Origin of the sequence: Synechococcus sp. R8-2 (genome assembly GCF_047461715.1) — a bacterium.
Classification (GTDB): domain Bacteria; phylum Cyanobacteriota; class Cyanobacteriia; order Thermostichales; family Thermostichaceae; genus Thermostichus.
On record NZ_JANSHQ010000371.1, the window covers coordinates 1 to 7,254 of the forward strand.

9 protein-coding genes and 1 tRNA gene are annotated in these 7,254 nt (G+C 58.3%); 7 read left to right on the forward strand and 3 right to left on the reverse strand.

The window, feature by feature from the left end; all coding sequences use genetic code 11:
- From NW819_RS09180 to NW819_RS09190, 3 genes are all read left to right on the forward strand, one after another.
- Positions 1 to 594, forward strand: a 594-nt coding sequence (locus NW819_RS09180; protein WP_414413553.1) for an XRE family transcriptional regulator, incomplete at its 5' end; no start/stop codon positions are given.
- 151 nt (positions 595 to 745) lie between these two features.
- A complete protein-coding gene (locus tag NW819_RS09185) occupies positions 746 to 1,573 on the forward strand; it encodes an OmpA family protein (RefSeq protein ID WP_414332690.1) in 828 nt (275 codons plus the stop codon).
- Between the two features lie 119 nt (positions 1,574 to 1,692).
- Entirely contained in the window at positions 1,693 to 2,205 is a 513-nt protein-coding gene (locus tag NW819_RS09190; protein WP_414402360.1) for an ATP-binding protein, read from the forward strand.
- Here the strand turns inward: NW819_RS09190 and NW819_RS09195 are convergent.
- Positions 2,182 to 3,312 (reverse strand): geranylgeranyl reductase family protein, encoded by a 1,131-nt coding sequence (locus NW819_RS09195; protein ID WP_414413554.1) that lies wholly within the window; start codon positions 3,310 to 3,312, stop codon positions 2,182 to 2,184. The two genes, NW819_RS09190 and NW819_RS09195, sit on opposite strands and share 24 nt — an antisense overlap.
- Before the next feature lie 110 nt (positions 3,313 to 3,422).
- On the opposite strand from NW819_RS09195, the gene NW819_RS09200 reads away from it, so the two are divergent.
- The 3 genes from NW819_RS09200 (at position 3,423) to NW819_RS09210 (ending at position 4,626) form a co-directional block, all read left to right on the forward strand.
- On the forward strand, positions 3,423 to 3,743 hold the full coding sequence (locus tag NW819_RS09200) for a hypothetical protein (protein WP_414413555.1): 321 nt from the start codon (positions 3,423 to 3,425) through the stop codon (positions 3,741 to 3,743).
- A gap of 130 nt (positions 3,744 to 3,873) precedes the next feature.
- Complete coding sequence (locus NW819_RS09205; protein WP_414384205.1) at positions 3,874 to 4,161, forward strand: hypothetical protein; 288 nt, start codon at positions 3,874 to 3,876, stop codon at positions 4,159 to 4,161.
- A gap of 153 nt (positions 4,162 to 4,314) precedes the next feature.
- Positions 4,315 to 4,626: a hypothetical protein gene (locus NW819_RS09210; protein WP_011433892.1), complete on the forward strand. Its 312-nt coding sequence runs from the start codon at positions 4,315 to 4,317 to the stop codon at positions 4,624 to 4,626.
- Between the two features lie 223 nt (positions 4,627 to 4,849).
- Here NW819_RS09210 and NW819_RS09215 read toward each other — a convergent pair.
- Together NW819_RS09215 and NW819_RS09220 are read right to left on the reverse strand one after the other, a co-directional pair.
- Positions 4,850 to 4,940 (reverse strand) — tRNA-Ser (locus NW819_RS09215).
- Between the two features lie 155 nt (positions 4,941 to 5,095).
- Positions 5,096 to 5,644 carry a hypothetical protein gene (locus tag NW819_RS09220; RefSeq protein ID WP_414413556.1) on the reverse strand — a complete coding sequence of 183 codons (549 nt, stop codon included), beginning with the start codon at positions 5,642 to 5,644 and terminating at the stop codon, positions 5,096 to 5,098.
- Between the two features lie 555 nt (positions 5,645 to 6,199).
- On the opposite strand from NW819_RS09220, the gene NW819_RS09225 reads away from it, so the two are divergent.
- Positions 6,200 to 7,183: a PhoH family protein gene (locus tag NW819_RS09225; protein ID WP_414352104.1), complete on the forward strand. Its 984-nt coding sequence runs from the start codon at positions 6,200 to 6,202 to the stop codon at positions 7,181 to 7,183.
- Positions 7,184 to 7,254: the final 71 nt, after the last annotated feature.

Consider the following 7,254-nt stretch of genomic DNA (forward strand, 5'->3'; position numbering starts at 1 on the left):
TATGCGTTTGGGCGACGGGCCGGAATTAGCGATACGGCCTTGCGCAGCTACCTGAAGGGATCCGTGCCCAGCATTGACAAGGCCGTGAAAATTGCCCAAGTGGGCCAGGTCAACCTCAATTGGCTGATTACAGGGGAGGGATCCCCGCAGTTGCATCCCGACGCGAAAGCAGAGTATGTGTATGTGCCTTTTGTCGATGTAGCCGCCTCTGCCGGAGCGGGGGTGTTGGTGCGCGAAGAATCGATCGAATCGGTGGTTGCTTTTGAGCGAAACTGGCTGCGGACATACTTGAAGGGAAATCCTGCCGAGCTGAGCCTGATTCGGGTGCAGGGGGATAGCATGTCTCCCACCTTGGAGGATGGCGACTGGATCTTTGTGGAGCGGCAAGAGGGTGGAGACCTGGGCTGTGAAGGCATTTACGTCTTTCAGATGGATGGAGATCTGTTGGTCAAACGGCTGCAGCGCCTGCCTGGGTCCCAGGTGAAGGTGATCAGCGACAATCCCCGCTTTCCCCCCTTTGTGGCGGATTTGGCGGATCCCATCAACGGCCTAACCCTCATAGGGCGTTATCGAGGTCGCATCAGTTTTGATTAGCCTCTGGCAGCAGATGGCGGAAAGTGGCAGCTTGACCGACCGAGAATCCCCTTGGCGAGATCGGGTCGCCGGTTAGGATGGGTCTTGAGGGTTGAGTTGAGAGGAGTTCCTGCTCCTTGCCTGCGCCCATCCAGCCGGAGGTTTGCCTGCAATGGCTCGTTCGTCCCAGCTCCTAACAGTCGCTCTCCATTCCCTAAGCGGGATCCTCTTGGTCAGCAGCGGAATCTGGGTCGGGATGGTGCTTCCCCAGCAGGCCCAACCTCAGCCCCAGCCGGAGACCAACATCTCTCCCACTCAACCCGCTTCTCCCACACCACCGATCCTGCCCACCTTGGCCCCGCCCCAGGCCAATCCTCCGGTGGCCAGCCCAACAGCAGATGCAGATCCAGAGGAAAATCATGAGAGCCCCACGGATCTGGAGGCAGAGATTCGGGAGATCCGCCAGCAGGTGATCCAGCTCTTGATCAGAATTGAGGAATTGGAGTCGCGGCTGCAACGGCTGCGTTCTCAAACAGCCCCTGAGCCTGTCAGGGAATCTTCCACTGCTGCTGAGATCGCTCCAGGGGCAGAAAGCGCCTCTGCGCCCACCCCGGCTCCGACCACAACGCCAACCTCCTTTCAGGTGGGAACCCAAACCATCAGCCTGCCGGGCGATTTGCTGTTCGATTTTGACAAAGCCGAGATTCGACCTGAAGCAGCCTCGCTGTTGGCCCAGGTGGCCAAGTCCTTGGAAGCTATGCCCGGCGCCCGCGTTCAAGTGAATGGCCACACCGATAACATCGGGCCCTTAAACTACAACTTGGCCCTTTCTCTGCGCCGCGCCAATGCGGTTAAGGACTATTTGACGAAGCTGCTGCCGGAAGGCCATCCCATCAGTTGGACAACCTCTGGCTTTGGTCCCACCTTGCCCGTTGCCGATAACGACACAGAAGCCGGACGGCAGCGGAACCGCCGTGTGGATTTGGTCATCGCTCCCTAGCTGCACCCCCCAAAGTGGGGGATGACACGTCCCAGCAGGGCTCTGGTCTAGAATCTGGTAGGGTCAATCCGGCCAGGATTGATGGGTGCAGGTTAAATCCTTATCGTTGGGGTTCGGTTTTGAACGCGGCAGGGATCCCTCTGGACAAGAGGCAAACGTTTGCGCTGAGGGTTGACACAACCCTGGACGCGCTTGACCAGGTTTTGACCTGGTTTGAGTCTTTCCGAAATGCGGGCATCCCGGATCCCATTTGGGCGGAATGTCAGTTGGCTTTGGTAGAGGGGTTTACCAACGCCGTTCGCCACGCCCACCGCGCTCTGCCGGAAAGTACGCCCATCGACATTGAGCTGCTGCTGATGCCGCAAGGGCTGGAGTTGCGCATCTGGGATCAGGGGCAGGAGTTTGATCTGGAGGGATTTGCTCGGAACTTGTCGGATCCCACATCGCCCAACGCCAATCTTGAGTCCGAGGGGGGACGGGGTATTTTGCTGATGAAAGCTCTCTCTACTCACCTCAGCTACAGCCGCCAAGCGGATGGTCGCAACTGCCTGTTGATCGGCAAGCGCTTCGACGATCCTGGATCTCGCCCGCGTCTGTCGGTGCCGGGCTTAGGCGAGCAGACCACCGCTTAACTTGCGAATAGCTGAGCTGGCCACATCGCTGTAGCGCAGTTCACCGGCCAAGATCTGGCCCATGCGCCGAGTGGCTCCCGGTCGTTTGACGCCCACCCTGTAGCCCACGCCCGGAAAGCGATAGAACAACGCCGCAATCCGCTTAGCCCAGCGCATTTCTGAGCCCCATTCCTGCTGCACGCGGGCAGAGTAGTTCGCCAGAGCTTCTGTATCCCCGCCTAGAGCTTGATCGATGGCCTGGGCCGCCAACATGCCGGTGAGAAGGGACGGGCGGATCCCTTCAGCGGTAAACGGATCGATGACGCAGGCGGCATCTCCCACCAAGAGGGCATTTTGGGTGTGTAGCGGTTGATCTTCGTCCCAGAGGCAGATGGGATGGCCAAACGGCTTGACCGATTTCAAGTCCACACCAAAGCTTTGGGCATATTGGGCGGCAATTTCCCGCAGGTTTTGTTTTTCTCCACCCCGAAAGGTGCCGGCTCCAATTGAGTAGCCATCGGCCTTGGGGAAGTTCCAGATGTAGCCATTGCTCACGGCACCGAAGTCAAAATGGGCGGCTGCAGTTTGCGGCTGCGAGAGGGGCACTTCTGCTTCCAAGGCGGCAGCCAGGCGACGACGGCGTTCCTGAAAGCCCAGCCACTTGGCCATCGAGCCTTTTGCCCCATCGGCCCCAATCACGTACCGACCCCAGACCGGGCCGGCGGATGTCATCACCTGCCAGTGGTCACTTTGCCACTCAAGGCCGGAGACGGGGCATTCTGCCTGGAGCGCAGCCCCTTGCTTTTGCGCCTGCTGAATCAAGTAGTGGTCGAAAATATCCCGCCGCACCATCCAAACGGGCTCTTTCAAATCCAAATCGACCACCACCGGATCGCCGCCGCGCCAGGTGTAGCGGATTTGCCGGATCTTGAGGGAAATGGCGGGGCCAAAGTCGAAGTCAAACCAAGCCGCCACCATAGGAGAAACGCCGCCCCCACAGGGTTTGTAGCGGGGCAAGGGATCCTTTTCCAGAACCAGCACCGAGCGTCCCCGCTTGGCCAGATGGTAGGCGGCAGATCCTCCAGCAGGGCCGGCGCCGACGATGACACAGTCGTAGAGTTGCGGCATGGTTTTCGATACTCCAGGCCCCCCCATCCTGGGTTCTGCTCACCAGCTTCTAGCCTATTATGGCTACAGCGAATTGCCTGCACGTTGCTTGCCTTTTTGTCGGGAAGACCATGCGAATTCGCTGGCAGCGCCTTGCCAACCAGCCCTCAGCTTGCTACTGTGCCGCCTGCGGAAAGCGTTTTGCGGGCGGGAAGCGAGTTCGTCACCTATTCAACGATAAGGGGTTGGATCTCGGCCCCCTTTGCCCAGCGTGCTTTGCCCTTCCCCCAGAGCAGTTGCGAGAACAAATCCGCCGCTACGCCTATTTGATTCGCCTAAATCGTCTGCGGCATCCCGGCAGCCAAGACCACGCCCATCATCTGGAGCAAGCGGCCCGGGAGCGCTCCATTCGTTATCCGGGCCTGTGGGGCTGGCTGCGGCAGTGGTGGTAGCGTTGGCAAGGGGATTGGGCATTCTGGAAAAGATGCAGGAAAATCAGGAGAGGTTGCCTTCGGGATCCCAGATCCATCTCGATTTTCCAGACCCGTTGGCTCGTTTGATCTTGTTGGTTGAGGAGCCCCCATGCACGACCTGGACAGTTTGCCAGAACCGGTAGCCGATGCTCTGATCAAAAGCCTGCTTACGGATGTGGAACGGCTGATCAACCAGCACGGCCTGTCAGAGGTTCTGGTGGGGTTGGCCATGTATTGCAACGTGCAGTTCAAGGCCAAGTTCAACAAGCCCAACCGCACGGAGAAGGATGAGGAGTTGGGGTTTTATTTCCGCGACGCCGCCAAAGCTCTGGAGGTGGCTGCCAGCCTTACCTATCGCACCATCGACCGCTCCCAACCTGCCCGGCCCAGCACCTAGCCGCCGGGATCCCTTTTTAGCTCTCACCCCCAACCTCTCTCAGGAAGAAAAAAGGGAGCCGGCGATCCATTGAGGATCTTAAGGATCTTGGGGTGGCAAGGGATCCCCCTGGGTTTTTATGCTGGTGGGCAACAAGTTGCATTGAGGCTGAGCGTGAGAATCGTCTGGGAACGCAGCATTTACGGGGGCAATGGCCGAGTGCCCTGCATTATCTGTGGGGGATGGGCCAACCCCATCCAGAAAAAAGGGCACCAAGTGTTGCTGGCGGTGGTCTATAACGACCGCGGGCAAATCTACGGGGAAGTCTGCCGCAGCTGCCTCGGTTTGGGGGCCAAAGGCATCAAAGAGTGCCTGCAAGAGCGGATCGCCCGTTTGCGCAAGCAACTGGAAGATTTGGAAGAGCTAGAGCAGGGAGAGGTGCAACTGCCTACATTGGAGCAGGAGTTGAGCGCCTATTTGGATTGAGGACTACACCCCTCTGAAAAACTTACGAAACCCCAATAGGAGGTGACGTCTCTGATTTCTTCCTGCTTCCACGACCCATGACTGGTAGCGGAGTTGGCCTCTATGGTCGTTTCAGGTTAGTCTGAGACGCCCGAGCTACTGAGAAAAGCCCCGCCCTACCGCTATGGGGAAGTAAGCTAACGGCGCGCAGAGGACGTCAACAACCTTGGTCAGCAAATATGGACGGAGAGGGAGGGATTCGAACCCTCGACGGAGCTTTTGGGCCCCGTAACTTCTTAGCAGGAAGCCGCTTTCGACCACTCAGCCACCTCTCCAGGGCCAGGAAGGGCACTGGCAAGCTGGGATCCAGCCACCAGTTCACTCATTGTAGGGGATGGGATCCCACCCGGCAACTGCCCCCTGACCCGCCCTGCAAAGACTCCGTCCCGCTATCGCGATCAGCCGGGATCCCTCCTGGGGTTGGGTGAGTCTAGCTCACCACCTGCAGGTAAATATCGAAGCTGCCGCTATTGTCGCCGTAGCTGCCCTTGGCGTCATTGATGTTGAAGGCAATATCCAGGTTGGGATCCAGATCCACCTCTTGGGGCTGCTCTGGCGAGGACTCGAAAACCTGATGGGCCACCAGTTGGGCGTTGGGTTGAAACAGCACAATCCCGTAGCGGCAGAGGCCCGGGTAGCGCCACTCCTCAGGGGTCGGGATCCCTTTGCCAATGGGCGAGCGGATGCTGGTGGAAAACGAGAAGCCATAGCGCCAAGCCACATTCCTGGGGAAAAAGCGGATACGGCTGGCCCGCAACGGACGCCCTTGCCAGCGTAAAATGTTGCCCGCCTCTTGGTTCACCCGCAGGTCACGGAAAGCCATCCAAGCCTGTAAAGCTTCTTCTTCAGGTTGGATCCCTTCGATGGCCAGGGCCTGGCTCCAATCCAAGTCACTGCCATCGCAGGTGATCTGCCGCGGAATTTGCGCCAAATCCAGTTGTGCCAACCCCAGGGTATCAGACGCAGATTGGGTAAACATCTATCTCTCCTGTTTCCATCTGATTTTTCAAAATGACTCCAGAAAGGATGGGCTCCCTCCCCAGAGATTGAGGAGCCGCAGGGATCCCAAAAATGTGTCTAGGGAAGGGTTGTAAGAGACCCCCATCCACATCCCTGCTGCTGGATGGAGAATGTCAGATGCACGATGACCAACGGAGTTGAAAACCTCAAGCTCTTGCCCGACCGACGAGAGACTGGGAGTTCAAGCTCCTTTAGCAGATAGATCAACGTTACTTGATGAATAAGAGCTATTCCCGAAAAGATAGCCCTTTGCAATACTTTTTTAGGGAACCTTAGGGAGTTGTTAATTCCCTGTGACTCGGCTGCCAATGAAGGCCGGAACCCAAATCCAGGTTTGCCGCAGATCTTCCAGAAGCTTGTATTTTGGAACACATTAATGGTGTAATCCCCTGTTAAGCACTCTTGCGCTCGACCCCTGGGCTCTGCAGCGGCTTTCCACAGCCCAGAGCGCCCTGACAAGCGTTTTTGGTAAGATCACCCCTACAGGTCTCCCAGGGTGCCCGGCGCCCACGGCATGCACGACAACCCTACTTCCCTCTCTTCTGATTTCGAAGTCATCTCTCTGTCCAATCCTCAACAGGCCATGTCTTTGGCGGGCACTCAGGAGGCCAACCTGAGGTGGATCAGTCGCTCCAGCGGTGCTTCTGTAACGCTGCGCGGACAAGACCTGTACCTGAAAGGCACTCCCCAACAGCGGCAGCAGGTGCGGCAATGGCTAGAATTGCTGAGGCCGCTTTGGCAAACTGGGCACCCCGTCACTGTGATCGATGCAGAGCAAGCTTTTCGCGCCCTCTCCGGACAAGAGGTTGCCGCCTACCAGCAAGCACAAGCAGGGATTTTGGCCCGCACCCGCAAAGGGGAGCTTATCCGACCGAAAACGCCCCGCCAACAGGAGTACGTGCGAGCCATTCGCACCCACGACCTCTGCTTTGGCATTGGACCGGCGGGCACAGGAAAAACCTATCTGGCTGCCGTTGTGGCCATTGCTGCCCTACAAAACCGGGAGTACGAGCGTTTGATCTTGACTCGCCCGGCTGTGGAGGCGGGAGAAAAACTGGGGTTTTTGCCGGGGGATCTGGTGGAAAAGGTGGATCCCTATCTGCGGCCCCTTTACGATGCCCTGTTCGAGTTTATCGACCCGGCCAAGCTGCCGCAGTTGATGGAGCAGGGGGTGATCGAGGTGGCGCCGCTGGCCTATATGCGAGGCCGTACTTTGAGCAATGCCTTCATCATTTTGGACGAAGCCCAGAACACCACCCCCGAGCAGATGAAGATGGCCCTCACGCGGCTGGGATTCCGGTCGCGTATGGTGGTTACCGGGGATCTCACCCAAACGGATCTGGGCAAACATCGCACGTCGGGCTTGGCCGCCGCGGAGCGTATTCTGACAGGGGTAGAGGGGGTTGCCTTTTGCTACTTCGACCAGCGGGATGTGGTGCGCCACCCTCTGGTGCAGCGGATTGTCGATGCCTACGCCCGCTACGAGGGGCAGTCGTGAGGCTGAGGGTGCTCTTTTTCGACGCTGTGGGCACTTTGTTTCGGGTGCGGGGCAGCGTGGGCCAGGTTTAC